Here is a 25,153-nt window from a genome sequence, read left to right as displayed (position 1 = left end):
CGCTCAGGGCGCCGGAACCGTCCTCGAGGCGGTCAGCACCGATGCCGTGCGCCGCGCCGCGCGCAGCACAGCATCCAGATGGGCACGGTCGCGCACCGCGATCACGAAGCGCAGGTCGGTCGAGTCCTGCGGGGTCTCGTCGGCCATCTCCACGTGCGTGATGTCGGCTTCGGCATCGGCCAGTGTGGCCGCGACGCGCGCCAGCACGCCCTTGTCGTTGCGCACGGTGATGACCACGCCAGTCTCGAAGGCGCGCGTCGGCTCGTCGGCCCATTCGACGGCGAAGAAGCGCTCGCTGTCCTTGTGGCGCAGCCGCTGGCCGACGCCGCATTCTTCCGTGTGGACCACCAGGCCTTCGCCGTGGCCGAGATAGCCGACGATCGGGTCGCCGGGAATCGGGCGGCAGCACAGCGCGAAGCGCACCGACGAGTTCTCGCTGCCGTCCAGCGTCACGGCGCCTTGCGACACCGTCTCGTGCGAAATGAAGCGCTCGCGGCTCAGAAGCAGCGCGTCGGGCCGCTCGCCGAGTTCGGTGAGCATCGCCACCAGCCGCTTCGCGACGATGCTCGCGATGCGCTTGCCCAAACCGATGTCGGTCAGCAGCTCCGAGCGGGTGCGGTTGCCGGTGAAGCGCAGCAGCTTTTCCCACAGCGCCTGGTGCTCTTCGTCGTTCTCCGGCAGCTTGCTCAAGCCTTCGGCGCGCAGCGCCTGCGCGAGCAGCTTCTCGCCCAGGCCCTCGGACTCGGCATGCGCAAGGGTCTTGAGGTAATGGCGGATCTTGGAGCGCGCACGGCCGGTGCGCACGAAGCCGAGCCAGGCCGGATTGGGCGTCGACACCGGCGCGGTGATCACCTCGACCACGTCGCCGTTCTTGAGCTCGGTGCGCAGCGGCACCTGGTCGCCGTTGATGCGCGCGGCCGAGGTGTGGTCGCCGATGTTGCTGTGGATGGCGTAGGCGAAGTCGACCACCGTGGCGCCGCGCGGCAGAGCCATGATCTGGCTCTTGGGCGTGAACACGTAGACCGCGTCGGGAAACAGGTCGACCTTGACATGGTCCCAGAACTCGGCGGCGTCGCGGGTCTCGTCCTGGATGTCGAGCAGCGACTGCAGCCACTTGGTGCCCAGGCGGTCGTTGCTGGCGGCATTCGGCTCGGCGGCCTTGTAGAGCCAGTGCGCGGCCACGCCTGATTCGGCCACCACGTGCATGGCCTCGGTCCGCAGCTGGAACTCGACGCTCACGCCAGCCGGCCCCACGAGCGTGGTGTGCAGCGACTGGTAGCCGTTGAGCTTGGCGATCGCGATGTGGTCCTTGAACTTGCCCGGAAGGGGCTTGTACATCTGGTGCAGGATGCCGAGCCCGGTGTAGCAGGCGATCACGTTCGGCACGATCAGGCGGAAACCGTAGATGTCGGTCACCTGGGCGAAGCTCAGGTGCTTTTCTTCCATCTTGCGGTAGATGGAATAGAGCGTCTTCTCGCGCCCGGCGATGCGCAGCGTCATGCCGGCGGCGGAAAAGGCGGCTTCGACCTCCTTCTGCACCTTCTGGATCAGGTCGCGCCGTCGGCCGCGCGCCTTGGCGACGGCTTTCGAGAGCGTGGCATAGCGCCACGGTTTCAGATGACGGAACGACAGCTCCTGGAGCTCGCGGTAGGTCTGGTTCAGTCCCAGCCGGTGGGCGATGGGCGCGTAGATGTCCAGAGTCTCGCGCGAGATCCGGCCCCATTTCTCGCGGGGCGCGTCGGCCAGCGTGCGCATGTTGTGCGTGCGGTCCGCCAGCTTGACGAGGATGACGCGCACGTCGCGCGCCATGGCCAGCAGCATCTTGCGGAACGACTCGGCCTGATTCTCCTCGCGGGTATTGAACTGCAGCTTGTCGAGCTTGGTGAGCCCGTCGACCAGTTCAGCCACCGGGGCGCCGAAGCGCTCGATGAGTTCTGGCTTGGTGACGCCGCAATCCTCGATGGCGTCGTGAAGCAGGGCGGCCATCAGCGCCTGCGCATCGAGCTTCCATTCGGCGCACTGCGCCGCCACGGCAATGGGGTGGGTGATGTACGGCTCGCCGCTGTTGCGCAGCTGCCCGAGGTGCGCTTCGTCGGCGAAGCGGTAGGCGCGGCGGACCAGCTCGGTGTCTTCGGGGCTCAGGTAGTCCAGCCGCGCGGTCAGTGCGGCAAAGCTCGCGGCGGCCGCATTCAGCGCCGCCGGGCTCGGCTTCGGCGTGCCTTTGGGGGCATGGGACTGAGATTTGGCGACCGCGCTCATGCCTATCACTTTAGCGTGACCGATGTGTGGACGCCTCCGGCCATAAAAAAAGCACCGCTTTGCGGTGCCTTTTCGTTGCAGGGCTGCGTCAGATCAGCCCGGCACCTTCTTGAGCATTTCGAGGCCGATCTTGCCTTCGGCGATCTCGCGCAGCGCGGTCACGGCGGGCTTATTCTTGCTCTCGATCTTGGGGGCGTGGCCCTGGCTCAGCATGCGCGCACGGTAGGTGGCGGCCAGGACGAGCTGGAAGCGGTTCGGAATGTGGACGAGACAATCTTCGACGGTGATGCGGGCCATGATGAGGATCTTTCGGTCGGTCTGGAGCGGGTGGGCTCGGAAATCAGGGGATGTTCAGTGCGGCGAAGGTATCGGCACGCGCTCGGCGTTGCGCGGAGTACCGAAGCCGCTGAGCGTGGACGATCGCCTTGAGATCGAAAAGTGCCCGCTCAAATAACTCGTTGATTATAACGAAGTCGAATTGTCCGGCCTGGGACATCTCTTCCGCGGCGTTCTTCAGGCGCAGCTCGATGACCGCGGCGCTGTCTTCCCCGCGCCGTTCGAGGCGGGAGCGCAGCTCTTCCCAACTGGGCGGCAGGATGAAGATCATGACCGCGTTGGCGAAGGTCTTGCGGATCTGCAGCGCGCCCTGGAAGTCGATCTCGAGGATGACGTCGGCTCCCTGGGCGATACGTTCTTCCACGGCCTTCTTCGAGGTGCCGTAGCGGTGGCCGTGCACATGGGCCCATTCCACGAAGCCGTCTGCGGCGATCATGGCGTCGAACTCGCTCGGCGAGGCGAAGAAGTATTCGCGGCCGTGCTTTTCCTGCCCGCGCGGCGAGCGGGTCGTGTGCGACACCGAGGGCTGCACCGCCGAATCGAGTTCCATCAGCGCCTTGACCAGGCTCGACTTGCCCGCGCCGCTGGGCGCCGCCACCACGAAGATATTGCCGGGGTAATCCATTCTTTCGCTCGTCTTCGTCGTCATTCGATGTTCTGGACCTGCTCGCGCATCTGCTCGATCAGCACCTTCATGTCCACGCCGATGCGCGTGAGTTCCAGCGCCGCCGACTTCGAGCCCAGTGTGTTGGCCTCGCGGTGCAGTTCCTGGATCAGGAAGTCGAGGCGCTTGCCGATCTCGCCGCCCTTCTTGAGCAGGCGCTCGATCTCGTCGAGGTGCGAAGCCAGCCGGGTGAGTTCCTCGGCCACGTCGATGCGGATCGCGAAGGCGGTGGCCTCGGTCAGGGCGCGGTCCTGCGCGGCCTCGGGCGGCGTGCCGCCGGCCCCCGCGCCCAGGCCCATGGCCTCCTGCCAGCGTTCCAGGAAGCGGGTGCGTTGCTGCTCGACCAGTTGCGGCACCAGCGGGCCGGCCTGCTGTGCCAGTGCGCGCAGTTGCTCCAGGTGGCCTTCGAGCATCTTGGCCAGCCGGGCGCCTTCGCGCTGGCGGGCGGATACCAGGCCTTCGAGCGCCTTGCCCGCAACTTCGAGCAGGTCGGGGCCCCAGTCGCCGCGGACGGCGCTTTCGCCGCCGGCCAGGCGCAGCACGTCGGCCACGCTGAGTTCGCGCGCGCCCGGCAGCCAGGCCCGGATGCTGTCCTGCACGCCGTTGAGGCGCTGCAGCAGCTTGACGGAGGGTTCGACCACGCCGGAGGACGAGGTGCTTTCGATGGCCGCGCGCACCTCGACCTTGCCGCGCTTGAGCTTGGCGGTGAGCAGTTCGCGCAGGGCGGTTTCGTGCTGGCGGAGTTCTTCCGGCAGCTTGAAGGTCAGATCGAGGAAGCGACTGTTGACCGAGCGGATTTCAACCCCGAGCCGGCCCGCGGCGGAAGGCCGTGCATCGGCTTCGGAGTGGCTGCCTGCGGGCCCGTTCTGGCCGCTGGCGTAGCCGGTCATGCTGTAAACTGGCATTGCGCCTCACTGTGGTTTTGCTTGCATGCTCCGAGGCGTCTGCACGGCGTTCGCTTGCCGCACCATCGCCTTCGGGCGAAACTCCCGGATTATGTCAAAGGTCAAGCCTACGCCCCTGCCGCCCGATACGGTCATTGGTGGTTACCGTGTTGTACGCCGGCTTTCCGCGGGCGGATTCGGCGTGGTCTACCTTGCGATCGATTCCAGCGGGCAGCAGGTGGCCATCAAGGAATACCTGCCGTCGTCGCTCGCCACGCGGGGCCCGGGTGAGCTCGCTCCGCAGGTGCCGCCGGAGAAGCTGTCGCTTTACCGGCTCGGCCTGAAGAGCTTCTTCGAGGAAGGGCGTTCGCTGGCGCAGATCTCGCACGCATCGGTGGTCAGCGTGCTCAACTTCTTCCGCGAGAACGAGACCGTCTACATGGTGATGAACTACCTGGAGGGAGCGACCCTGCAGGACTTCGTGGTCACCGCGCGCGACCTGAAGAAGCAGAAGGTGTTCCGCGAGTCGACCATCCGCTCGCTCTTCGACGAGATCCTGCGCGGCCTGCGCATCGTCCACCAATACAAGATGCTGCACCTGGACATCAAGCCGGCCAACATCTTCGTCACCGACGACGACCGCGCCGTGCTGATCGACTTCGGCGCCGCGCGCGAAGTGCTCAGCAAGGAAGGCATCTTCATCCGCCCGATGTACACCCCCGGCTTCGCGGCGCCCGAGATGTACCGGCGCGATTCGTCCATGGGCCCGTGGACCGACATCTACGCCATCGGCGCCTGCATCTATGCCTGCATGCAGGGCTATCCGCCCAACGACGCGCCCCGGCGCATCGAGAAGGACCGCCTCAGCCTGTCGCTCTCGCGGCTGCGCGGCGTCTACTCCGACAATCTGATCGAAGTGGTCGAGTGGTGCATGTCGCTCGATCCGCTGTCGCGTCCGCAGTCGGTCTTCGCGCTGCAGAAGGAACTCAGCCGCGAAGGCGAGCGCCGCTATACCAAGCTCACGGTGGGCGAGAAAGTGCGCCTGTCGATCGACAACATCCGCTCCTTCGACAAGAAGGGTCTGCCCAAGGCTGCCGCGCCCACCACGCGCCCTGCATGACATCATGAAATTCTCCGTCTTCCAGGTCAGCCGCAAGGGCGGGCGTCTCAAGAACGAAGACCGCATGGGCTATTGCTACACGCGGGAATCGGGGTTGTTCGTGCTCGCCGACGGCATGGGCGGCCATCCGGAAGGCGAAGTGGCGGCGCAGCTCGCACTGCAGACCATCGCCGCGCTCTACCAGCGCGAGGCACGCCCGATGGTCAAGGACGTGAAGTCCTTCCTCGCCGAATCGGCCATGGCCGCGCACCAGCAGATCATGCGCTACGCGAGCCACAAGGCCATGCTCGACACGCCGCGCACCACCGTCGTCGCGGCCGTGCTGCAGAACAACACCGCCACCTGGATGCACTGCGGCGACTCGCGCCTGTACGTCGTGCGCGACGGCCGCCTCCTGGTGCGCACGCGCGACCACTCGCATGCCGAGCGCCCGAAGCCGAACGGCTCCGACATGCCCGTCAACCGCAACCTGCTGCTCACCTGCCTGGGCTCGCCGACGACGCCGCTCTTCGATGTCTCGGCACCGCTGCAGCTGCAGCGCGGCGATCGCATCATGCTGTGCTCCGACGGCGTCTGGGGCGTGCTGGACGACGAACTCATCGTGCACACGCTGTCCTCCGGCAAGCCCGTGTCCGACGCCGCTCCCGACCTCGCCGAGATGGCGCTGCGCAAGGGCGGTTCTCACAGCGACAACGTCACGCTCATTGCGCTCGAATGGGAGATGCCCGACAGCGCGGACGACCGCAGCGGCGTTTCCACCGAGACCATCGAGGACGGTGTCTTCGCCTCCACCATCCAGGCTGGCATGCCCTCCGACAACGAGATCGACGACCTCGACGAGGACGCCATCGAGCGCTCCATCGCCGAGATCAACGAGGCCATCCGCAGATCGGCGGCGCGCAAGACCTGAGCGCAGCCTTCTTTCCTTTTTCCTTTTCCGGTTCTCGAACAATGACTGCTTTCACACGAAGCGGCGGCCGTGCCGCCGACCAGCTGCGCCCGGTGCGCATCACCCGCGGTTTCACCATCCATGCCGAAGGCTCCGTGCTCATCGAGTTCGGCCAGACCCGCGTGCTGTGCACCGCCTCCGTCGAGGAAAAAGTGCCGCCGCACAAGAAGGGCAGCGGCGAGGGCTGGGTCACCGCCGAATACGGCATGCTGCCGCGCGCCACCCACACCCGCAGCAGCCGCGAGGCCGCCAAGGGCAAGCAGACCGGCCGCACGCAGGAAATCCAGCGCCTCATCGGCCGCTCGATGCGCGCCGTGTTCGACCTCGCCGCGCTCGGCGAACGCACCATCCACCTCGACTGCGACGTGCTGCAGGCCGACGGCGGCACGCGCACCGCGGCCATCACCGGCGCCTTCGTCGCCGCGCAGGACGCCGTCAGCAAGCTGCTGGCGTCCGGCGCCATCGCCGCCTCGCCCATCAAGGGCCACGTGGCGGCGATCTCGGTCGGCATCGTCGGCGGCACGCCGCTGCTCGACCTCGAATACACCGAAGACTCCGCCTGCGACACCGACATGAACGTCGTCATGACGGGCGCCGGCCATTTCGTCGAAGTGCAGGGCACGGCCGAAGGCGTGGCCTTCACCCGGGAAGAAATGAACATCCTGCTCGGCCTGGCCGAGAAGGGCATCGGCGAGCTCGTGGACCTGCAGAAGCAGGCGCTGCTCTCCAACTGACGCATCCACTGGCGAATTCATGAAACTGGTCCTGGCTTCCAACAACGCAGGCAAGCTCGCCGAGCTCCAGCAGCTGTTCGCCGAGCTCGCCGTGACCCTGGTGCCGCAGTCGGCGCTGGGGGTGAGCGAGGCCGAGGAGCCTTTCCGCACCTTCGTCGAGAACGCACTGGCCAAGGCGCGCCACGCGAGCGCAGCCACCGGTCTGCCCGCCATCGCCGACGACGCCGGCCTGTGCGTTGACGCCTTCGGCGGCCTGCCCGGCGTGGACACCGCCTTCTACGCCACGCAGTTCGGCTACACCAAGGGCGATGCCAACAACGTGAAGGCCCTGCTCGAGCAGCTCGACGGCGTCGTCAACCGCCGCGCCGCGCTCGTCAGCACGCTGGTCGCGCTGCGCAGCCACGACGACCCCGAGCCGCTCATCGCGGTGGGCCGCGTGGTCGGCGAGATCGCGCCTGCACCCGTCGGCGACAACGGCTTCGGCTTCGACCCCGTCATGTACCTGCCGTCCTTCGGCAAGACCTTCGCGCAGCTGCCGCCCGAGGTGAAGAACGCCAACAGCCACCGCGGCCGTGCGGCGCAGGCCATGCTGGCGCTGATGCGCGAGCGCTGGTTCTGAGCGGTACGCGATCGATGGCCACCACCTTCCCGATCCTGCCGGCGCAGGCTGCCGGCGCGCCGCACGCCAACGACGTGCTGCACTGGATGCGTCCCGGTCCGCTGCAGCTCAGCGCGCTGCCCCCGCTGTCGCTGTACATCCACCTGCCCTGGTGCCTGCGCAAGTGCCCGTACTGCGACTTCAACTCGCATGAATGGCGCGCCGCCAGCGAGGCCGACATCGACGGTATTCCCGAAGCGGCCTACATCGACGCGCTGGTGGCAGACCTCGACGCCGCGCTGCCGCTCATCTGGGGCCGCAGCGTCCACACCATCTTCATCGGCGGCGGCACGCCCAGCCTGTTCTCACCGCAGGCCATCGACCGCCTGCTGAGCGACGTGCGCGCACGCCTGAAGCTCACGCCCGACTGCGAGATCACGCTCGAAGCCAACCCCGGCACCTTCGAGCGCAACCGCTTCCGCGCATACCGCTCGGCCGGCGTCACGCGCCTGTCGGTGGGCGTGCAGAGCTTCAACGACGAGCATCTCAAGGCGCTGGGCCGCGTCCACGACCGCGCGCAGGCCATTGCCGCCCTCGAGGAAGCCGCGAGCAACTTCGACACCTTCAACCTCGACCTGATGTACGCGCTGCCGGGCCAGACCCTGGAAGACCTCGAGGCCGACCTCTCGCAGGCCCTCGCGCTCGCGCCGCCGCACCTCTCGGTGTACCACCTGACCATCGAGCCCAACACCTGGTTCGCCAAGTTTCCGCCCACGCTGCCCGAGGACGACATCGCCTATGCCATGCTCGACCGCATCACCGAGCGCACCGGCGCCAGCGGCATGTCGCGCTACGAGGTGTCCGCCTATGCGCGCGAAGGGCACCAGTGCGCGCACAACCTCAACTACTGGCAGTTCGGCGACTACCTCGGCATCGGCGCGGGCGCGCACAGCAAGCTGAGCTTCGCCCACCGCATCGTGCGGCAGGTGCGCTTTCGCGAGCCGCGCCTGTACATGGAGAACGCGCGCGCCGGCGCGGCCGTGTCGCAGAGCGACGAAGTGGCCCTGGCCGACCTGCCGTTCGAATTCATGCTCAATGCATTGCGGCTGAAGCAGGGCTTCACGCTGCCGCAGTTCAGCGAACGCACCGGGCTTGCGATGACGTCGATCCAGCGCGGCCTCGAAGAAGCCGAGCGCAAGGGCCTCGTCGAGCGCGACCTGTTCCGCGTATGGCCGACCGAACGCGGCCTCGACTTCCTGAGCGACCTGCAGTCGATGTTCCTGCCCGACGAGGAGTAGGGCGCCGCCGTCGGCATAAAATCGTCGGTTCCGGAGAGTTGGGTGAGTGGTTTAAACCAGCAGTCTTGAAAACTGCCGACGTGAAAGCGTCCGTGAGTTCGAATCTCACACTCTCCGCCAGAATCAATCTCTGGCAGTTTTTGAAAGTCCCGCGCAGCCTCTGCGACGGAACTTTTTCTTTGATCCGTCCCTGCTTGCCGAGAGGGCTGCGGCGGATCCGCTGATGACGTCCTCCGGCAGCTGCTGCGCCTTGTCCTTGTTGAAGCCATCGGCGATTGCTGTCGCCAGCGATTCAGCGTCCATGGCCTCCGCTGCGGCAGGTCGCTCTTCGGAGAAAAAGCGGCGGTTGCATGTGCTCATGACAATGCGGACGTCCTCGGTGGTCGGCTTCGAGGCGGCTGCATCGGTGCACGCGTCGTAGTTCTTGCGCGCCGCAGGAGACAGTTGCTCGAAGCGCGTCTGAGCACGAGCGGCCATGCCGGCCAGCAGAACTACGAGAAGACTGGCGGCGGTTTCAACTTCTTTTTCAGCTTCCGATGGCAGTTGCGGGTGCTCCTGGCTTGCCTTGAGTCAAGCGCATGCGCGGGGCAGACGGCGTGTTCTCACACTGCCCCACAGCCAACCCGGGTGCCTCTTCGCCCCGCCTGAACAGCGGGCCATCGGCACTGCCGTCGCCCTGCCACCACACCCCCCACCACCGATTCCCGTAGGTAGCAGTCGGGCTTTGTAATCTAGTGTTTTTATTTGCAACGGATGTTATATTTTCCCAGAAACATTCTCGTAACACTTAGGGCTTCAGTACAGGACTGACGGGCGTCTTCCTGTGGATGCCCATCATGGGGAGCTCTGGAATTGCAGTTCAAGCCGCAAGAAAGCCCCAATCTGGTGCGACTGGCCTCGGCCGTCGCTTGGCCGATCCGGAGCCGCCTGTGAACACGCCGGCCGCTGCCCCTCGCGCCCGTCGCCCGTTGCTGAGCTTCAGCGTGGAGGGCCTGCCGGCCCGCGACGAGTTGCTCTTCAAGTCCCTTGTCCGGCTGCTTGACCATCGCACCCACCAGCACTGGGACTGGCAGGTCCAGGACGCCGATCTGCGCGTGGTGGGCGACAAGCTGTCGGCGCCACCTGAACAGGATCCGGCGGAGCGTCCGGTGCCGCTGCTGACGATCGGCGACACGCCGCCGCCGCACGGTCCTTTCCTGCGCCTGCCGCTGCATGCCGATGCGCTCGAGGCGATGCTCAACCGCCTCGGTGCGATGCTGGTCCACGCCCGTGAACTGGGGCTGGCCGCGGCTTCGCGCAGCCGCAGCGAGCAGGTCGCGCGAGGCGAGGAATACCGCCTGCTGCGCTGGCCCTCGTCCACCCTGCTCGACACGAGCATGCGAATGAAGCTCGCGACGCTGCTCGCGACCCGTCCGGCAACGCCGCAGGCCTTGCAGCAACGCTCGGGCGCCAGCGCGCGCGAGTGCGCGGACTTCATCTCGATGCTGGAACGCGCAGGCTTCGTCGCCAGCAGCAGCGGCGGTGGCGGCAGCGGCAGTGGCGTCACCGGCTTCGCCAACAGCCGAGCACCCGAATCGATCTGGCCCGATTCGCACATCTCCTCCGGCAGCGAGCCACATCACCCCGCTGCCGCCGGTCCGGCGGCCCGCGCCAACGTGGAGCCGGGCCTGCTCGCCCGCATCCGCAACCGGCTCGGCTTGCTGGCTTACGGACCGAGGGCCTGAAGAGCGTGGAACACAAGATTCTTTTCACCGGCACCATGGGTGCGGGCAAGACCACCGCCATCGCCGCGGTGAGCGAGATTCCCCCGGTGCGCACCGAGGTGCGCAACAGCGACACCTCCGTCGCCAAGGCCACCACCACGGTCGGCCTGGATTACGGCGAACTCACGCTCGACAACGGCGAGAAGCTGCGCCTGTACGGCACGCCGGGGCAGATGCGCTTCGACTTCATGTGGCGCATCCTCGCGCGCGGCGCGCTGGGCCTCGTGATCCTGGTCGACAACAGCCGCCCCGATCCGCTGGCCGACCTGGAGGTGTACCTCGACGGCTTCGCCGAGCTGATCGAGAGCACGGCCTGCGTGGTCGCGGTCGGCCGCATGGAAGCGCACCCAGAGCCCGGCCTCGAAGCCTATGCCCAGCGCATGCAGGACAAGGGCGTGCTGTGCCCCGTGCTGCCCGCCAACGTGACCGATCCGCAGCAGGTGGTGCAGCTGCTGGAGCTGCTGCTGATCCAGCTCGAGGCCTGAGGGCCGGACGGCTTCCCCTTTCTTTTTCACCGCAACGCCGGACCCCCAATCACATGAACATCGCACCCCGCATCAAGGACGCCGCCGAGACCGTCGTCGACACGCTCATGCGCGAGATCAAGGGCGTGAAGGCCGTGGTGATCGCGACCGAGGACGGCCTCGAGCTCGCTGCGCGGGCGCAGAACACCGCCCAGGTCGCGCGCATGTCGGCCATCGCGAGTTCGCTCGCGGCGCTCGGCGCGGTGGCGGGCGAGGAAAGCGGCCTCGGGCAATGCGAGAACGTCGCCATCGAAACCGCACTGGGCCACATCCTGATGCTGCAGGCCCGCCACCAGGAAGCCGGGCTGATCGTGAGCGTAGTCACTGGCAAGGACGCGGTCATCGGCCAGGCCCTGTACTTCTCCAAGCAGGCGACGCTGGCGCTGCAGCGGGCCTGAAGGCTTTCACCAGCGGCTGCCGCTCATCATTCGCCCGGGCGGCGGCCGATCATCAGGGCGATGGAATACCTACGAAAGACTCCGATGGCAAACATCAAGCAATCCATGGACGAACTCATGACCATCGACGGCGCGCTGTGCGCGGCGCTCGTCGACTCGGGCAGCGGCATGATCCTTGGACAGATCGGTTCGGGCGTTGACCTGGAAGTGGCCGCCGCCGGCAATACCGAAGTGGTGCGCGCCAAGCACAAGACGATGCGCGCGCTGGGCCTGAACGACGTGATCGAGGACATCCTGATCACGCTCGGCCGCCAATACCACATCATCCGCCCGCTGCAGAAGCACGAAGGCCTGTTCATCTACCTGGTGCTCGACAAGTCGAAGTCGAACCTCGCGCTTGCCCGCCGCAAGACGCAGGACGTGGAGCAGACCCTGGCGGTCTGACCGACGCGCCTCCATCCTCCGCGCAGAATGCGCCAGAGCCCGCCCGGCCGCGAGAACCTGGCGGGCTTTTTCTTTGCCGCTCACCTGCTGCCCTCGAAAAGCGGGCGGTGCAGGGCCTCGGCGAAAGCGGCCACTGCTCGATCGCAGTGCCTACCGAATTCTCGGTATTGATTGCACCCGGATTGAGCCGGATATTGAAGCCACACCGCGGGGAGGCTGGCGCCTACGGGAGTTGGCCGGAGCGGCGCGGGAAACGGACGGCAGTCTCGTGCTCCCGTTTTCTCATCTTTTTGGCTGAGGAGTCATGCCAATGCATAAAGCTGCGCTAGACCTGTTTCTTGCCGAGTGCACAGCCACCGCGCTGAAATCTGAAGTTGAACTCAGAGGCACATTGGCGAGCGCCCTGCAAGTCCGCCACAAGATCCGGGACACCGATCTCCAGACCCTGTTCAAACTGGCCGACGGTGCGCCGCCAAACACATTCAAGCGGGCCTACTACGCCCTGACGTTGCAGTTGTTCGCGGGCTCGGCCTACAAGGACTTCAGACCGATCTTCAGCGCTTTCAGCGGCAACCTGTCGCACACGCAGGTCACTCCCCACTGGGACTCCCAAAAGCCTCACAAGCTGGGCTCGATCTACGCGGCGGAGCCGATGAACCTGTTCGCCGGATGGTCGCTGACCAACACGCGCAACAACCAGACCATGCTCGATCCTCACGTGCTGATGGAGCATCTCGACGGATCGATCTCCAGCGACCTGAATGGGGTGTCGTCCAGCTCGACCACCCCGACGGTCGGCATGAGGATCTCGGGTGCGCTCGACCGGCTGGACGCGAAGGCCACGACGCAGCGCCTGCAGGGGGCAACGCCCCTGGGTCTCAAGCGAAGGTATTCGGCATACAGCCTGAACCTGAAGAGCGACGAAGCCCGGATGCAGAACACCTTGGGCAAGCTGTCCGGCGGCCATGCGCGGGACTACGACCGCGAGCAGGCACTCAAGAAGTTCGAGAAGCTGCTGCGGGACATGCGCAACAGCACCCGCGCCGGCCTCGAGCACTATAAGGAGCTGTACAAGAACGTGCCGCAGGACAGTGCGATCAGCGGCCATCTGGCGGATGCGTACCACGCCTGGAAGGCCCATCGGCTGACCGCGGAAGCCGAGATCGAGGCGCTTTGCAGCGATCTGAAGAGTCCTCACCGGGGTGGATCGAACATCATGACGCTGCCCCACAAGGACGCGTCGCGACCGGTACCGCAGCCTGTGCACCAGGTGCCGCAGTACTTCCTGCCGCAGCAGCCGTCCGGTCATCAGCAGGCGCCGCACTATCCGCAGCAGCATCAGCCGTTCGGGCAGCAGCAAGCGCCGCATTATCCGCAGCAGCATCAGCCGTTCGGACAACAGCAGGCGCCGCACTATCCGCAGCAGCATCAGCCGTTCGGGCAGCAGCAGGCGCCGCACTATCCGCAGCAGCATCAGCCGTTCGGGCAGCAGCAAGCGCCGCACTATCCGCAGCAGCATGGTCATCAGCAGCAGCTGCAGACCTTCCCGTCGCAGACCTGGTTCTTTCAGAAGTAGCAGAGAAGAGTCCGGCCGCGCACCTTGCCAGCGGCCGGCCGATGGATCAGCGGCTGCGCGACGCCATCGTCTCCGAAGGCCTTTCCCCGAAGCGCGCGCGGTACTGCGCCGCGAAGTGCCCCAGGTGGAGAAAGCCGTACTTCTGCGCCACCTCGCGCACGCCGGCGCCATTGGCGCCCGCCGAGGTGCGCTGCTGCAGTTCGTTGCGCACCCTGTCGAGGCGCGTCTCGCGCAGGAATTCCATCGGCCCCTGGCCCGCGTGCTGGCGAAAGGCCAGCTGCAGCGCACGCGCACTGCAGCCGATCTCGCGGCAGACGTCCGCCAGCGACAGGGGCTGGTCCGCATGCGCCGACATGTATTCCTGGGCCCTGCGGACCACGCGCGGCAGCAGGCGCCGCTGGTTGTCGCCTGCCAGGGCCCTGGAGTGGTTGTGGCCCGCCGACATCAGCAGGCTGGAGATCAGGTAGGCCTCTGCGTGCTCGGCCAGCGGGCCGCCGCCGTGCAGGCCGGTGCCGGCATCGAGCGTGAGCCTCAGGTAGTCGATGAAGTGCACCAGCGGCGCGAGCGTGGGGTTGTCCAGCGGCACGCCGAGGTCGAACACCAGCGGCTTTCCGACGGGCGCCTGCAGCAGCGATTCGAGCCGCGAATGCAGCGCGGAGCGGGCCAGTTGCACGATGAGGTGCGGGCTGCCGTCGGCCCAGCGCATCGACAGCGGCTCGGTGGGCGAGGGCAGCGACGCGAGGCGGGGCGTGGCGTCGATCTGCTGAGCGCCGCAGCGGATTTCGGCGCCGCCGCGCAACGGAATCTGCAACAGGAAGAAATCCTGCAGGTAGCCCGGGTCGATCTGCACGCCGGGGCCGTACTGCACGTAGTTGAGGCTCACGTCCCGGTGCAGCTTCGCGCTGTGGTGGCAGGCGTCCAGTCTGGTGCGCGGCTTCAGCATGACGAGGCCGTGCGGACAGAATACGCGGGCCACGCTCTCACGCGCCTCGTCCACGTCGTGGCTCTCGAAAAGCCGGTAGCGCTGCAGCGGCAACGGTGGGGTCGTGAGGGTTTCCATGAGGCGAGGACAGGGCGAGGGCACCGTAGCAAAAACTGTCCCCGCCCACAATTCGGACCTCCCCGCGGCCATCCCTCGGCCCTGACCCAGGAGCCGGCGCAGGCCATCGCCCCAAGAAATCTGCGCGCCAGGGACAGCGCCTGCGTTTGCGGGACTCGTCCGGCGCACCCTTGCCCATAACGTTCGCTCCACAGGCACCAGCCGGGCCTGCCCGATCAAACCGAGGAGAGCAAGCGTCATGTTCAAGGGACTCGAAGGCAAGAGCGCCATCGTCACCGGTGGCTCCACACTGATAGGCGCGGGCGTGGTGCGCGCCCTGCATGCGGCGGGGGTGAAGGTCGTCATCGCCGACATCGACGCCGGCAACGGCCAGGCGCTGGCCGATTCGCTGGGGGCCGGCGTGCGCTTCGTGCGCACCGACATCACCGACGACGCGCAGGTGAAGGCCTGCGTGGCCGAGGCGGCCGAGCATCACGGCGGGGTGCACTTCCTCGTCAACCTGGCGTGCTCGTACGTGGACGACGGCTTCAAGTCGCCGCGCGCCGACTGGCTCACCTCGTTCAATGTGAACGTGGCCAGCGCCGTGGCGATGCTGCAGGCGGTGCATCCGCACATGGTGGCTGCCGGCGGCGGGGCGGTGGTCAACTTCACGAGCATCTCCTCGAGCGTGGCGCAGACGGGCCGCTGGCTCTATCCGGTGAGCAAGGCGGCGATGGCGCAGCTCACCCGCAACATGGCGATGGACCTCGCGCCCGACCGCATCCGCGTGAACAGCGTGTCGCCGGGCTGGACCTGGTCGGCGGTGATGAACCAGCTCACGAACGGCGACCGCGCCAAGACCGATCGCGTGGCCGCGCCTTTCCACCTGCTCGGCCGCGTCGGCGACCCGGACGAGGTGGCGCAGGTGGTGCTCTTCCTGTGCTCCGACCACGCAAGCTTCGTGACCGGTGCCGACTACGCGGTGGACGGCGGCTACTCCGCCATGGGGCCCGAGCAGGCCGTTCCCGCCATTCCCAAGTTGATGGACTGAGCTCCAGCCGGAGCATCGAAGGAGCAGCAAATGAAGCGAATCGCCATCGTCGGCGCGGGCCAGTCGGGCCTGCAACTGGGACTCGGCCTGCTTGCCGCGGGCTACGAGGTCACGATGTTCAGCAACCGCACGGGCGAGGACATCCGCCAGGGCAAGGTCATGTCGAGCCAGTGCATGTTCCACACCTCGCTGCAGATCGAGCGCGACCTGGGGCTCGACCATTGGGCGAGCGCATGCCCCACGGTGGACGGCATCGGTCTGGCCGTGCCACACCCGGAGCAGAAGGGCGCCAAGGTCATCGACTGGGTCGCGCGGCTCGATTCGAGCGCGCAGTCGGTCGACCAGCGCGTGAAGATTCCGGCGTGGATGGACGAGTTCAGGCAGAAGGGCGGCGAGCTCGTCTTCAAGGACGCGGGCATCGACGAGCTCGAGACCTGCACGCAGACGCACGACCTCACGCTCGTGGCCAGCGGCAAGGGCGAGATCTCGAAGCTCTTCGAGCGCGACGTCCACAAGTCCACCTACGACAAGCCGCAGCGCGCCCTCGCGCTGACCTATGTGAAGGGCATGAAGCCGCGCGAGCCGCACTCGGCGGTGTGCTTCAACCTGATTCCGGGCGTGGGCGAGTACTTCGTGTTCCCGGCGCTGACCACCACGGGGCCGTGCGAGATCATGGTGTTCGAAGGCGTGCCCGGCGGCCCTATGGATTGCTGGGCCGACGTGAAGACACCCGAGGAGCATCTCGCGCGCAGCAAGTGGATCGTCGACACCTTCACGCCATGGGAGGCCGAGCGCTGCCACGACATCGAGCTGACCGACGACAACGGGATCCTCGCCGGCCGCTTCGCGCCCACGGTGCGCAAGCCGGTGGCGACGCTGCCGTCGGGCCGCAAGGTGCTCGGCCTGGCCGACGTGGTGGTGCTCAACGACCCGATCACCGGGCAGGGATCCAACAACGCGGCCAAGTGCGCAGACACGTATCTCAAGAGCATCCTCGCGCGCGGCGACGGCCCGGCCGATGCCGCCTGGATGCAGCAGACCTTCGACCGCTACTGGTTCGGCTATGCACAGTGGGTCACGCAGTGGACCAACATGCTGCTGGCCCCGCCGCCGCCGCACGTGCTCAACCTGCTCGGTGCGGCCGGCGCGGTGCCGCCGCTGGCCAGCGCATTCGCCAACGGCTTCGACGATCCGCGCACCTTCTTCCCGTGGTTCGCGGACCCGACCGAGTCGCAGCGCTTCATCGACACCTGCGCAGCGGTTGCATAGCGGGAGCGGCACCATGAAGCGACGCGTGGCCATCGTCGGCGCCGGCCAGTCCGGCATGCAGCTCGCGCTCGGCCTGCAGAGCGCGGGGCACGAGGTGACGGTGCTCTCCAACCGCAGCGCACGGGAGATCGCCGAGGGGCCGGTGATGTCCAGCCAGTGCATGTTCGAGACCGCGCTGCAGACCGAGCGCGAACTGGGGCTTGACTGGTGGGCCGACGAATGCCCGGCGGTGGAAGGCATCGCTGTCGCGGTGCGCAACCCCGAAGGCGGCAAGGCCGTCGAATGGAGCGCGAAGCTCGACGGCCCCGCGCAGTCGGTCGACCAGCGGCTCAAGATACCCGCGTGGATGGCCGAGTTCGAGAAGCGCGGCGGGCAGCTGGTGCTGCGCGACGTGGACATCGACGACCTGGAGACCTGCACGCAGATGCACGACCTGGTGGTCGTGGCGAGCGGCAAGGGCGAGATCTCCAGGCTCTTCGAGCGCGACCCCCAACGCTCGCCCTACGAGCAACCGCAGCGCGCACTCGCACTGACCTATGTGAAGGGCATGAGGCCGCGCGAGCCGCACTCGGCGGTGTGCTTCAACCTGATTCCGGGCGTGGGCGAGTACTTCGTGTTCCCGGCGCTGACCACCACGGGGCCGTGCGAGATCATGGTGTTCGAAGGCGTGCCCGGCGGCCCTATGGATTGCTGGGCCGACGTGAAGACGCCCGAGGAGCATCTCGCGCGCAGCAAGTGGATCCTCGAAACCTTCCTGCCCTGGGAGGCCGAGCGCTGCAGGCACGTCGAGCTGACCGACGACAACGGCATCCTCTCGGGCCGCTTCACGCCCACGGTACGCAGGCCGGTGGCGACGCTGCCGTCGGGCCGCAAGGTGCTGGGCCTGGCCGACGCGGTGGTGCTCAACGACCCGATCACCGGCCAGGGATCGAACAACGCGGCCAAGTGCGCCGACATCTACCTCAAGCGCATCCTCGAGCATGGCGACGCGCCCTTCGACGCCGCGTGGATGCAGCAGACCTTCGAGCGTTACTGGGAGGGCTATGCCCGCTGGGCCACCGGCTGGACCAACAGCCTGCTCACGCCCCCGGGGCCGCATCTGCAGAAGCTGCTGCAGAGCGCCTCCAGCATGCCGGCGGTCGCGAGCATCGTGGTCAACGGCTTCGACGATCCGCGCGCCTTCGCGCCGTGGTGGTTCGACGCGGCCGAGGCCGACCGCTTTCTAGAAGCGCGTGCACGCGAGGCCGTGGTCGACCGCTTCGACCGGCGCGACTTCCGCAAGGCCCTCGGTCAGTTCAGCACCGGCGTGACCGTCATCACCACCCGCGCGATGGACGGGCGGCGCGTGGGCATGACGGCCAACTCGTTCTCGTCGGTCTCGCTCGATCCGCCGCTGGTGCTGTGGAGCCTCGCGCGCCAGGCGCCGAGCCTGGCCGACTTCACCGGTGCCAGCCATTTCGCGATCAACGTGCTGGCGGCGAACCAGCATCACCTGTCGCGGCAGTTCTCGACACCGCAGGCCGACAAGTTCGGCGGCGTCGACTGCTGCGAGGGCACGGCCGGCGTGCCGCTGCTCAACGGCGTGATCGCGCGCTTCGTGTGCCGCAACGTCAGGCAGTACGATGGGGGCGACCACCTCATCTTCATCGGCGAGGTCGAGCGCTACGACCGCTTCGACGGCGAGCCGCTGGTCTTTCATTCGGGCTACTACCAGGTGACCACAAGACATCCGGAATGCATGCAATGAGCGCGTGGCCCGCCACACTTATCCCGTGAACCACCCCATGAACGGAGCAACACACATGCAGCAGAAAGCACCCCAGGCCGCACCACAGCGCATCCGCATCGAGGCCACCGACGCAAGCGGCAGCTTCAGCGGCTACCTCGCACTGCCCAGTTCGGGCACCGGGCCCGGCCTGGTCATCGCGCAGGAGATCTTCGGCGTGAACGACACGATGCGAGAGGTGGCCGACTACTACGCGGAAGAAGGCTACGTGGTGCTCGTGCCCGACCTGTTCTGGCGCCAGCAGCCCGACGTCGAACTCGGCTACACGCCCGAGGACTGGCAGCGCGCCTTCGGCTTCTACCAGGGCTTCGACGAGGCCAAGGGCATGGAGGACATGCAGGCCGCGATCACCGCCCTGCGCCAGCGGCCCGAGGTGCAGGACGCCAAGGTCGGCGTGCTCGGCTTCTGCCTCGGCGGCAAGCTGGCCTACCTCGCGGCGTGCCGCACCGACGCGGACGTGGCCGTGGGCTACTACGGCGTGGGCATCGATGCCGCGCTCGACGAGGCCGACAAGATCAAGCGCCCGCTCACGCTGCACATCGCAGAGCTCGACAAGTTCTGCCCGCCCGAGGCGCGCGACCGCATCGTGGCGGCGCTCGAGGGCCGCCCCGGCGTCTCGCTGCACGTGTACCCGGGCATGGACCACGCCTTCGCGCGCCTGGGTGGCGAGCACTACCACAAGCCCTCGGCGCTGATGGCGCACGAGCGCAGCATCGCCACGCTGAAGGACGCCATCGGCCCGCACTACGACCTCTCGGCGCTGTGGGACAAGCACTGCGAGTACGAGTTCGGCACCCGCAACGTCGACGACACCATGTCGACCATGGTGGCCGAGCCCTACGTCAACCACATCCCGACCATGACCGGCGGCGTGGGCTACAAGAACCTGCACGCCTTCTATTCGAACCACTTCGTCAACAGCAACCCGCCCGACACCTCGCTGGTGCCGATCTCGCGCACCATCGGCGCCACGCAGGTGGTCGACGAGATGCTGTTCTGCTTCACCCACACCACCGAGATCCCGTGGATGCTGCCGGGCGTGGCACCGACGGGCAAGCGCGTGGAGATCCCGCTGCTCGCGGTCATCAAGTTTCGCGGCGACAAGCTCTACCATGAGCACATCTACTGGGACCAGGCCAGCGTGCTGGTGCAGGTGGGGCTGCTCGATGCGAAGCTGCTGCCGGTGGCGGGTGTGGAGACGGCGCGCAAGCTGCTCGACGAGACGCTGCCGTCGAACACGCTGATGCAGCGTTGAGGCCCTGAAGCCCTGAGCCCTAGTCCGAAGCCTTCACCGCATCCACCAGGAAGCGCACGAAGGCCTTGCCCGCATCGGACAGCGAGCGGCCCGCCATGGTTTCGATGGCGAGGTGCCGCTCGTGCATCTCGCGGTCCTTCAGCGGGATCGCGACCAGCGCCTTGCTCTGCAGCAGCGCGCGGATCGACAGCGGACCGTAGAACGCGATGCTGCCGCCGCCCGCGGCCGCGAAGCTCAGCAGCGCGTTCGCATGGTTGCTCGACATCGCCAGTTGGTAGCGCAGCTCCTGGCGCGAGCAGCTCGCATCGAGCAGGCGGCGGATCGAGCTGTCCTCCTGCGGCAGCCCCAGCGGATAGGCCACCACCTGGCGAAGCGAGAGCTGCCGCTGGCGTGCGAGCGGATGGTCCATCGCCATCACCGCGAGGATGGGGCTCGGATGCCGCAGTTCCACCTCGATGCCCGGCTCCGGCAGCGCACTGAGCGTGATGCCCACGTCGGCCTCGCCGTCGCGCACCAGCCGCGAGATGTCGGAGGGCGCGCAGACCTCCAGGTGGAAGCGGATGCCCGCGTGCTTGAGGCGGAACTGCGCGATCAGCCTCGGTATGAAGTCGAAGGCGAAGCCCTCGGTGCTCGCCACGCGGACGTGGCCGCTGCGCAGTCCGCGCAGCCCGGCGATCTCGTTCGCGACGCGCTCGATGTCCTGCTGCGCCCGCTTGGCGTGCGCAGCGAGCAGTTCGCCCGCGGCGTTGGGCACCATGCCGCGGGCATGGCGTTCGAAGAGCAGGGTGTCGAGCTCCCGCTCCAGTCGCGCGACCTGCCGGCTCACGGCCGAGGGCGCGACGTTGAGCTTGAGTGCGGCTTCCTTCACCGAGCCGGTCTTCACGACCTCGAGAAAGTAGCGCACCGCTGTTTCCTGCAAGGCACGAGGCGCCATGGATCGCTCCTGCACGTGGTCCGGACGGTTGCTGAAGATTGCCGATTCGGCAACGAAGAATTCTAAACATTGCGCTTGTGGCACCGGCGTGACGATCCTAGGATGAACTCGTTCGCACCCTCGAACCCCTGTCATCCAGTCGAAATTCCAGGAGTCCCGATGAACCGTCTCCCGCTCGTGGCGCGCATGGCATTGCTGTGCTGCAGCCTTGGATTTGGCGCCGTGCCGCTGACTTCGCTTGCCGCCGAGACGGGCTTTCCCGCGCGGCCGGTCACGCTGGTGATTCCCTTCCCGCCGGGCGGCGCCACCGACGTCAACGGCCGCGTGATCGCGCAGAAGCTCGGCAAGGAGCTGGGCCAGCCGGTGGTGATCGAGAACCGCGGCGGCGCCGGCACGGTGGTGGGCGCGAGCTACGTGGCGAAGTCCACGCCCGACGGCTACACGCTGCTGCTGAGCTCGGGCTCCACCTTCACCGTCAACCCCGCGATCCGCAGCAACCTGCCCTACGACCCGGTGAAGAGCTTCGAGCCGATCGGCATCGCCGGTCGCGTGGCGCTGATCCTGCTGGCCAACAGCGAAGTGCCGGTGCAGACCGTCAAGCAGTTCGTCGAGTACGTGAAAGCCGCGCCGGACAAGTACTCGTACGGCTCCTTCGGCACCGGCACCACCGCCCAGTTCGCGGGTGAAACCATGCTGCGCGCCACCGGCCTGAAGATGACGCACGTGCCCTACAAGGGCAGCGCTCCGGCCATGACCGACCTGATGGGCGGGCAGATCCCGTTCACCATCGACACCGTGAGCGCGACAGTTCCGCAGCTCAAGAGCGGCAAGATCAAGGCGATCGCGCTCACCACCGCGAAGCGCTCTGCGCTGCTGCCCGACGTGCCCACCTTCGCCGAGAGCGGCTATCCCGACGTCGACATGGATTCGTGGCTCATGCTCGCGGCCCCCAAGGGAGTGCCCGCCGACGTGAAGGCGAAGCTGGAGAAGGCGCTCGCCGCGACCATCGCCGACCCCGAGACGAAGAGCAAGCTGCTGGCCGCGGGGCTGGAGCCGAGCTACAGCAATGCGGCCACGAGCGTGGAGCTGATCAACCGCGAGTTGCCGATCATGCGAGCCATCGCGGCGAGAGCCAACATCACTGCGGACTGAACAGGTTCTCCCCCAGGCTTCGCGCACTTCGTGTCGCTGCGCCTACCCCTTCGCCGGGAGCGACACCTACGGCCCGGCAGAGCCGGTTCCGTGGTGTCTTGCGAATGTGCAGCGCCATGGCCAGAACAAGAGACATCGATGACCTTTGCCAGAACAATCCACGATTCCGCCGACGAACTCGTCGAGAAATCCGCCGTCGAACTGCGCCGCCTCATCGGCAGCAAGCAGGTCTCGCCCGTCGAGCTGCTGGAGGCATGCATCGCGCGCATCGAGCGCGTGAACCCGTTCGTCAATGCGGTCACCGCCACCTGCTTCGATCGAGCGCGCGCCGAGGCGAAGGCGGCCGAAGGCGCCGTCATGCGCGGCGATGCGCTGGGCCTGCTGCACGGCCTGCCGATGGGCGTGAAGGACCTGGAGCCCACAGAAGGCCTGCTCACCACCTGGGGCTCGCCCATCTACCGCGACCACGTGCCAACGGAAGACATCGAGCTCGTGGCGCGCCTGCGCCGGGCCGGCGCCATCGTCGCGGGCAAGACCAACGTGCCCGAGATGGGCGCGGGCGCCAACTCGCGCAACGACGTGTGGGGCGCCACGGGCAACCCGTTCAACCCGAACCTCAACGCGGGCGGCTCCTCGGGCGGCTCGGCGGCCGCGCTGGCCTGCGACATGCTGCCGGTGTGCACCGGCTCCGACACCGGTGGCTCGCTGCGCATTCCGGCCGCGAAGTGCGGCGTCGTGGGCTTCCGGCCCTCGCCGGGCGTGGTGCCCAGCGTGCGCAAGCCGCTGGGCTGGACGCCGATCTCGGTCGTCGGCCCCATGGGCCGCACCGTGGAAGAGGCCTGCCTGCAGCTGGCGGCATCGGCCGGCATGTGCGCGGGCGACCCGCTGAGCTATCCGCTCGACCCGATGTCCTTTCTCGTGCCGCCTCCGGTCGACCTGGGCCGGCTGCGCGTGGCATGGACCGAGGACTTCGGCACCTGCGCCGTGGACGACCGCATCCGCGCCACCTTCCGCCGCAAGATCGAAGCGATGCGGCACCTCTTCGGCCGCTGCGACAAGGTCGACTTCGACATGGGCGAGGCGCACCGCTGCTTCGACGTGCTGCGCGCCGAGGCCTTCGTGGCCGGCATGCAGGCGGCCTACGAGCGCGACCCCGACAGCCTCGGCCCCAATCCGCGCGCCAACTACGAGATGGGCGCGAGGATGAGCCTGCTCGACAGCGCCTGGGCGCAGGCCGAGCAGACGCGGCTGCTGAAGCGCTTCCAGGCCACCTTCGCCGACTACGACCTCGTGCTGTCGCCGACCACGCCGGTCTCGCCCTTCCCGTGGACCCAGCTCTACGCCGCCACCATCAACGGCGAGCCGCAGGCCAACTACTACCGCTGGCTGGCGCTGACCTATGTGGTCACGCTGACCACGCACCCCGCGATCGCGCTGCCCTGCGGCCTCGACCACGCGGGCATGCCCTTCGGGCTGCAGGTGGTGGGCGGGTTCAGGGCCGACCACGAGGTGCTGGGCGCGGCGCATGCGATGGAGGCGGCGTTCTCGTCGAACCCCGAGCTGCGGCGGCCGCGTCCCGACCTCGCCGCGCTGCGCGTGGCCGAACCTGCGCTGACTTCGATCGTCAGGATGCCGCCCGTCTTCGGCGATGGCCGTGCTGCCGCATCGGCCGCCGTGTCGGCCGTCTAGGAGTTCGCCACCGCATACGGCGTGAACCTGCTTTCGTTCTCGTTCACGTCCAGCGCCCGTCCGATGAACGGGAACGCCCGTTGCGGGCAGGCGGTGCGTTCGCACACCTTGCAGCCCATGCCGATGGGCGTGGGCGCTTCCTGGTCCGCGAGGTCGAGGCCCTTGGAGTAGACCAGCCTCGGCGCATGGCGGATGTCGCAGCCCAGGCCGATGGCGAAGGTCTTGCTCGGTGAGCCGAAGCCGCGCTGCCCGTGCGAGACGGTGCGCGCCACCCACAGGTAGGTGCGCCCGTCAGGCATGCGCGCGAGCTGCCGCAGCACGCGGCCCGGCTGCGCGAAGGCCTCGTACACATTCCACAGCGGGCAGGTGCCGCCGGTCTTCGAGAAGTGGAAGTGCGTGGCCGACTGCCGCTTCGAGATGTTGCCCGCGCGGTCCACGCGGATGAAGAAGAAGGGCACGCCGGGCGCGCCGGGCCGCTGCATCGAACTCAGGCGATGGCACACCGTCTCGAAGCCCACGCCGAAGCGGCGCGCCAGCAGGTCGATGTCGTAGCGCAGGGCTTCCGCCGTCTTCAGGAACAGGCCGTAGGGCAGCAGCACGGCGCTCGCGAAGTAGTTCGCCAGGCCGATGCGGGCGAGCGCATGCGTGGGTGCGTCGTCGATCAGGCTGGCGCCCTGCAGCAGCGATTCGATGAGCTGCGTCTGCTCAAGCAGCGCGAGCTGCGTTGCGAGCTGGAAGGCCTGCTGGCCCGGCTCCAGGCCCGACGACAGGCGCAGCACGCGGCTGGCCGGGTCGTAGCGGCGCTGGTTGTCGATGGTGTCGTCGTCGGTGGGCACCACGTGCACGCCGTGCTGCTTTGAAAGGCGCTGCTGCAGCCATTCCGACAGCGTGCCGCCGTGGCCGCGCGCCTCGTCGGCGAGCCTTTCCGCCTGCAGGTCGAGCTCCTCGAAATGGTTCTGGTGGGCGAAGAAGAAATCGCGCACCGCCTCGAAGGGCATGGGCCGCGCGTTCGTGAGTTCGCCGCGTCCGTCGCCGAACTCGGCGGCCATGATCTCCAGCCGCTCCATCGCTTCCTGGTGGCGGCGGTGCAGCGCGAGCAGCGCGCGCGCCACGGCGGGCATCTGCGAGGCCACCTCGCGCAGTTCGGGCAGGGCGATGGCTTCGCCGCCGGGGTTGTCGGCCAGCGCGTCGCGCATGCTCGATACGAGGCGGGCCTCCTCGTCTTCCGAGAACTGCTGCACGTCGACGCCGAGCGTGCGGCTGATCCTGAGCAGCACGGGCACGGTGAGCGGCCGCTGGTTCTGTTCGAGCTGGTTCAGGTAGCTGGGCGACAGGCCCAGCGCCTGCGCGAGTGCCACCTGCGTCAGGCCGCGCTCGGCGCGCAGCTTGCGCAGGCGAACGCCCATGAAGGTCTTGCTCATCGTGCGGTTC

The 25,153-nt window shown here is 67.5% G+C and carries 24 protein-coding genes, 1 tRNA gene and 1 pseudogene; 18 read left to right on the top strand and 8 right to left on the bottom strand.

Annotated features, from left to right (window positions below):
- Positions 1-3 precede the first annotated feature (3 nt).
- The 4 genes from FHY06_RS31820 to FHY06_RS31805 form a co-directional block, all read right to left on the bottom strand.
- Positions 4-2,259 carry a RelA/SpoT family protein gene (locus FHY06_RS31820; protein ID WP_019656434.1) on the bottom strand — a complete coding sequence of 752 codons (2,256 nt, stop codon included), beginning with the start codon at positions 2,257-2,259 and terminating at the stop codon, positions 4-6.
- Positions 2,260-2,352: 93 nt separating this feature from the next.
- On the bottom strand, positions 2,353-2,556 hold the full coding sequence (rpoZ, locus tag FHY06_RS31815; protein WP_019656435.1) for a DNA-directed RNA polymerase subunit omega: 204 nt from the start codon (positions 2,554-2,556) through the stop codon (positions 2,353-2,355).
- Positions 2,557-2,599: 43 nt separating this feature from the next.
- The gene (gmk, locus tag FHY06_RS31810) at positions 2,600-3,220 is read right to left on the bottom strand and encodes a guanylate kinase (protein ID WP_019656436.1); all 621 of its coding nucleotides are present in this window, start codon (positions 3,218-3,220) and stop codon (positions 2,600-2,602) included.
- A gap of 20 nt (positions 3,221-3,240) precedes the next feature.
- Complete coding sequence (locus FHY06_RS31805; RefSeq protein ID WP_019656437.1) at positions 3,241-4,164, bottom strand: YicC/YloC family endoribonuclease; 924 nt, start codon at positions 4,162-4,164, stop codon at positions 3,241-3,243.
- Between the two features lie 91 nt (positions 4,165-4,255).
- Here FHY06_RS31805 and FHY06_RS31800 point away from each other — a divergent pair, with 91 nt between their 5' ends.
- The 6 genes from FHY06_RS31800 to FHY06_RS31775 all read left to right on the top strand — a co-directional run bounded on the left by FHY06_RS31800 (position 4,256) and on the right by FHY06_RS31775 (position 8,962).
- Positions 4,256-5,263, top strand: a complete 1,008-nt coding sequence (locus FHY06_RS31800; RefSeq protein WP_019656438.1) for a serine/threonine protein kinase — start codon at positions 4,256-4,258, stop codon at positions 5,261-5,263.
- A gap of 4 nt (positions 5,264-5,267) precedes the next feature.
- A complete protein-coding gene (locus FHY06_RS31795) occupies positions 5,268-6,173 on the top strand; it encodes a PP2C family protein-serine/threonine phosphatase (RefSeq protein WP_019656439.1) in 906 nt (301 codons plus the stop codon).
- Between the two features lie 41 nt (positions 6,174-6,214).
- Positions 6,215-6,946, top strand: a complete 732-nt coding sequence (rph, locus tag FHY06_RS31790) for a ribonuclease PH (RefSeq protein ID WP_132754093.1) — start codon at positions 6,215-6,217, stop codon at positions 6,944-6,946.
- A gap of 19 nt (positions 6,947-6,965) precedes the next feature.
- Positions 6,966-7,565: a non-canonical purine NTP pyrophosphatase gene (locus FHY06_RS31785; protein WP_132754091.1), complete on the top strand. Its 600-nt coding sequence runs from the start codon at positions 6,966-6,968 to the stop codon at positions 7,563-7,565.
- A 14-nt stretch (positions 7,566-7,579) separates the two neighbouring features.
- A complete protein-coding gene (hemW, locus tag FHY06_RS31780) occupies positions 7,580-8,842 on the top strand; it encodes a radical SAM family heme chaperone HemW (RefSeq protein ID WP_019656442.1) in 1,263 nt (420 codons plus the stop codon).
- 32 nt (positions 8,843-8,874) lie between these two features.
- Positions 8,875-8,962, top strand: a tRNA-Ser gene (locus FHY06_RS31775).
- 3 nt (positions 8,963-8,965) lie between these two features.
- On the opposite strand, the gene FHY06_RS31770 is transcribed toward FHY06_RS31775, so the two are convergent.
- The gene (locus FHY06_RS31770; RefSeq protein ID WP_184607406.1) at positions 8,966-9,319 is read right to left on the bottom strand and encodes a hypothetical protein; all 354 of its coding nucleotides are present in this window, start codon (positions 9,317-9,319) and stop codon (positions 8,966-8,968) included.
- 452 nt (positions 9,320-9,771) lie between these two features.
- On the opposite strand from FHY06_RS31770, the gene FHY06_RS31765 reads away from it, so the two are divergent.
- The 5 genes from FHY06_RS31765 to FHY06_RS31745 all read left to right on the top strand — a co-directional run bounded on the left by FHY06_RS31765 (position 9,772) and on the right by FHY06_RS31745 (position 13,547).
- Positions 9,772-10,566 (top strand): hypothetical protein, encoded by a 795-nt coding sequence (locus FHY06_RS31765; RefSeq protein ID WP_311733758.1) that lies wholly within the window; start codon positions 9,772-9,774, stop codon positions 10,564-10,566.
- Between the two features lie 5 nt (positions 10,567-10,571).
- Positions 10,572-11,090, top strand: coding sequence for a GTP-binding protein (locus tag FHY06_RS31760; protein WP_019656466.1), 519 nt, complete (start codon positions 10,572-10,574; stop codon positions 11,088-11,090).
- 53 nt (positions 11,091-11,143) lie between these two features.
- The gene (locus tag FHY06_RS31755; protein ID WP_019656467.1) at positions 11,144-11,527 is read left to right on the top strand and encodes a roadblock/LC7 domain-containing protein; all 384 of its coding nucleotides are present in this window, start codon (positions 11,144-11,146) and stop codon (positions 11,525-11,527) included.
- Positions 11,528-11,611: 84 nt separating this feature from the next.
- Entirely contained in the window at positions 11,612-11,971 is a 360-nt protein-coding gene (locus FHY06_RS31750) for a hypothetical protein (RefSeq protein WP_019656468.1), read from the top strand.
- Positions 11,972-12,281: 310 nt separating this feature from the next.
- On the top strand, positions 12,282-13,547 hold the full coding sequence (locus FHY06_RS31745; protein ID WP_184607404.1) for a hypothetical protein: 1,266 nt from the start codon (positions 12,282-12,284) through the stop codon (positions 13,545-13,547).
- Between the two features lie 46 nt (positions 13,548-13,593).
- On the opposite strand, the gene FHY06_RS31740 is transcribed toward FHY06_RS31745, so the two are convergent.
- Complete coding sequence (locus FHY06_RS31740) at positions 13,594-14,607, bottom strand: AraC family transcriptional regulator (protein ID WP_184607403.1); 1,014 nt, start codon at positions 14,605-14,607, stop codon at positions 13,594-13,596.
- A 238-nt stretch (positions 14,608-14,845) separates the two neighbouring features.
- Here FHY06_RS31740 and FHY06_RS31735 point away from each other — a divergent pair, with 238 nt between their 5' ends.
- From FHY06_RS31735 to FHY06_RS31720, 5 genes and pseudogenes are all read left to right on the top strand, one after another.
- On the top strand, positions 14,846-15,637 hold the full coding sequence (locus FHY06_RS31735; protein ID WP_126183008.1) for an SDR family oxidoreductase: 792 nt from the start codon (positions 14,846-14,848) through the stop codon (positions 15,635-15,637).
- Positions 15,638-15,667: 30 nt separating this feature from the next.
- Positions 15,668-16,906: a styrene monooxygenase/indole monooxygenase family protein gene (locus tag FHY06_RS31730; protein ID WP_184607402.1), complete on the top strand. Its 1,239-nt coding sequence runs from the start codon at positions 15,668-15,670 to the stop codon at positions 16,904-16,906.
- Positions 16,907-16,919: 13 nt separating this feature from the next.
- Positions 16,920-18,158, top strand: a pseudogene (locus FHY06_RS31725) (styrene monooxygenase/indole monooxygenase family protein); the annotation flags it as partial.
- Positions 18,153-18,653: a flavin reductase family protein gene (locus FHY06_RS35120; protein ID WP_309938299.1), complete on the top strand. Its 501-nt coding sequence runs from the start codon at positions 18,153-18,155 to the stop codon at positions 18,651-18,653. The pseudogene FHY06_RS31725 and the gene FHY06_RS35120, both read left to right, overlap by 6 nt.
- A 55-nt stretch (positions 18,654-18,708) precedes the next feature.
- Complete coding sequence (locus FHY06_RS31720; protein WP_184607400.1) at positions 18,709-19,947, top strand: dienelactone hydrolase family protein; 1,239 nt, start codon at positions 18,709-18,711, stop codon at positions 19,945-19,947.
- Between the two features lie 19 nt (positions 19,948-19,966).
- Here FHY06_RS31720 and FHY06_RS31715 read toward each other — a convergent pair whose 3' ends face one another.
- Complete coding sequence (locus FHY06_RS31715) at positions 19,967-20,881, bottom strand: LysR family transcriptional regulator (protein WP_019656474.1); 915 nt, start codon at positions 20,879-20,881, stop codon at positions 19,967-19,969.
- Between the two features lie 159 nt (positions 20,882-21,040).
- On the opposite strand from FHY06_RS31715, the gene FHY06_RS31710 reads away from it, so the two are divergent.
- Positions 21,041-22,033 (top strand): Bug family tripartite tricarboxylate transporter substrate binding protein, encoded by a 993-nt coding sequence (locus FHY06_RS31710; RefSeq protein ID WP_019656475.1) that lies wholly within the window; start codon positions 21,041-21,043, stop codon positions 22,031-22,033.
- 138 nt (positions 22,034-22,171) lie between these two features.
- The gene (locus FHY06_RS31705) at positions 22,172-23,722 is read left to right on the top strand and encodes an amidase (RefSeq protein ID WP_184607399.1); all 1,551 of its coding nucleotides are present in this window, start codon (positions 22,172-22,174) and stop codon (positions 23,720-23,722) included.
- On the opposite strand, the gene FHY06_RS31700 is transcribed toward FHY06_RS31705, so the two are convergent.
- A complete protein-coding gene (locus FHY06_RS31700; RefSeq protein WP_184607398.1) occupies positions 23,719-25,143 on the bottom strand; it encodes a short-chain fatty acyl-CoA regulator family protein in 1,425 nt (474 codons plus the stop codon). The genes FHY06_RS31705 and FHY06_RS31700 overlap by 4 nt on opposite strands.
- Between the last annotated feature and the right edge of the window lie 10 nt (positions 25,144-25,153).

Origin of the sequence: Variovorax atrisoli (assembly GCF_014195185.1) — a bacterium.
Lineage (GTDB): Bacteria > Pseudomonadota > Gammaproteobacteria > Burkholderiales > Burkholderiaceae_C > Variovorax > Variovorax atrisoli.
Note: the sequence above shows the minus strand (reverse complement) of the source record. Positions and strands in the feature narration are given on the sequence as shown.